General features: G+C 41.3%; 3 protein-coding genes. All 3 read left to right on the forward strand.

Features of this window, described 5'->3' with window-relative positions:
- Positions 1-291 (forward strand): hypothetical protein (locus tag D5269_RS17380; RefSeq protein WP_158605075.1); only part of this gene is annotated, 291 nt, incomplete at its 5' end.
- A 213-nt stretch (positions 292-504) separates the two neighbouring features.
- On the forward strand, positions 505-1296 hold the full coding sequence (locus tag D5269_RS17385) for a M23 family metallopeptidase (protein WP_016315773.1): 792 nt from the start codon (positions 505-507) through the stop codon (positions 1294-1296).
- A 61-nt stretch (positions 1297-1357) separates the two neighbouring features.
- Positions 1358-2380 carry a hypothetical protein gene (locus tag D5269_RS17390; protein WP_120487323.1) on the forward strand — a complete coding sequence of 341 codons (1023 nt, stop codon included), beginning with the start codon at positions 1358-1360 and terminating at the stop codon, positions 2378-2380.
- Positions 2381-2560: the final 180 nt, after the last annotated feature.

The following is a 2560-nucleotide window of genomic DNA, read 5'->3' on the forward strand; positions in this document are numbered from 1 at the left end:
CGCCAGCTCGAACCCGTTTTTACGGACAGCGCGCTTGAAAGATTTTATCCCATTTCCAACCTCAAAATTGGCGTCTATCTTACCAATCCGGAGTGGACCCGCTATCTGGAGGAAACCGGCGATACCGAAAATGAGCATGGAATTCCGGAAAGGTTCGAGTATATTGTAAATCTTGTCACCGGCGGAAAAACCGAGACGATCGGATATAGAGGGGAGGGGCTGGAACTCCCGATTTGGTTTTCCGTGATCTGCCGTATGGTCGCTACGGCCCTGATTCCGGATTTGACTTAGATACAAAAATTCCGCAATCGAAAACCATTTTCCCCCAATTTTTTTGTTTTACATAGGGTTCAGGAAGCCCCCGCCGAAAGGCGGGGGCTTCCGCTTTGTGATTTTTATAAAACCGATTGACAAATCTTGTATGTAGAACTATACTGGATTTGTAATCCGTATTTACAAAATTTTCACAAGAATATCACAAAATTTTATAAGGAAGGATTTTAGATGAAAAAATGGATGGCAGTTGCCATGGCAACTGTATCGATGTTCACATTAACTTGTAATGCATTCGCTGTATCGCGAGCCAGTGCTTATGCTGGAACTAGTTGGCGCTATTTCTTATCAAATTCAACGACAACCGCAAATAAAACAATATCGCAAGACTTTGGTGGAACTCATATGGGGATAGATATCCCTGTTGGTGAAGGAACAACTGCGTATTGTGTGGCTGACGGTATAGTAGAACTTGCTTTTGTAAAATTTAATGATAGTGGAAAACCGTATCCTAGCGATACAGTTGGGTATGGATTGGCGCTGAAAACAAATACTTCAGATCCGGGAACAAAAAATAAGCTTATTGTAACATATCAGCACTTCCAATCTCGCCCGATTAAAAATAACAAAACTAATATTGCAACAGGAGACTCTTTAAGCAAAGGAGATACTATTGGCAAAACTGGAAATACAGGAAATTCAACAGGTCCTCACTTGCATTTCGATGTTTCTAAAGATGGAACTTGGTGGGGAGCTAATTCTGTTAGCAAGCATGTCGATCCGAAGCTTTTCTATCCAAATGTAGAGTGGAAATATTCAAAATCTAGTAGAACCATTTCGGACTGCCAAACTTTGAATCCAGATTATGTTATGGATGTGGCGTTCATTGACTATGTCGGGCAAGCGGCTTTTGAAGAATGGGTGTCTATGACTAGTGTTACGCGTAGTGTTCAAACAGTACAAAGTTTTAAACAATATTTTAATATTACTCCGGAAATTGAAAAACAAATTCTAAATAGGTAAGCGTACCATAAAGGGAATCTGTAATGTTACGGATTCCCTCTACCACTAAGGAGTGATATTTTTGAAGCGTGATTTTCATTATATTATTTTCACCTTTTCAATGGCTCTGTTTTTAGCAGGTTGTATGCAGACAGCACAGGTTTCAGATGTTTCCCCTATCGAATCGGTAAAGGTTATTGATTTTTCCGAATGTTTGGATGAGAACAGCATCTCCCCGGCTCTGCAATTATCGGATGATTCTGTCTGGTTTCTGTCTGTTCGTGATGAAACAAGCAACAGTATCGTATACGATCTGGATACAGAAACGGTTCGGAGCAATCTTTTGGTAAAACCCGGAGAACACGCTTCCAACGACCCTCGAGGAGATCGCATGGTTTCGGTTGACGATCAGGGAAATGCGACCTGGAAAGGCAGAAAATTTGAACTTCCGAGTTTTTCCAACGTAGTCCCAGAAAGTATTTCCCCTTCTGGCAATCGGATTGCTTATGCGGACAAGGAGAAAAAGCGGTTGATGGTTTTTGACTTTCCCAGCGAAACACTGGTGCATGAAAAAAGCCTGCCTTTTTTCTGTGTTGGGATTGACTTTTTGGAAGAAGATCACATTGTTTTGTCTGCATTGGAAGATTCGGGGGAATCTGGGCTGTTTGCTTTCAACGGTCAGACAGGAATACTATCACAGTTGGCATCTGGTGAATATAACGTTACTTCGGTGAACGAAACAAAATTTTTAATCCGTCCGGCGGTTGGAAGCACAGCACCTGACAGCCTGTTCTTTCTGTACTTGGAAGGCCAAGAGATAAAAAAATATCCACTGGATGCTCCATTGACCCCGACACAAAAAATGACGATCCGGTTAAGCCCCAATGAGAAGTTTGCGCTGACGGGTCAGGCAGATGCAGAAAATATGCATCTAACAGTTTATGAGACGGAACATTTTCGTGTGCTCTATAGCGTATCCCTGCCGGCCCAAGATTATGATTGTATCATGAATGCGTCTTATCAGCAGATTTCCAACGATGGGGAAGATATTTTGTTATTATCAAAAAGCTGGAGGCCGACTCTAATCAGAAGGAGCAGAAAATAAAAGATTAGGATAAATACCGCAAGGTGAAGATGGAGTTTTTGAAATGTACCCGTTAACAATATTTAGGGACAATAATATCAAAGAGCTTACTTAACAAGGAGTATTTTGCTATGCAAAAAAAGATATGGAAAAAATCAATTTGTGCGGTATTAAGCACACTTCTGGTCTTATCTTCGGCGA

This window comes from Anaerotruncus sp. 1XD42-93, from assembly GCF_009917605.1.
Classification (GTDB): Bacteria; Bacillota; Clostridia; order Oscillospirales; family Ruminococcaceae; genus Anaerotruncus.

What these genes read in the sequence shown, in the direction of transcription:
- D5269_RS17385 (WP_016315773.1), top strand. Translation starts at nt 505, where the DNA reads ATGAAAAAATGGATGGCAGTTGCCATGGCAACTGTATCGATGTTCACA.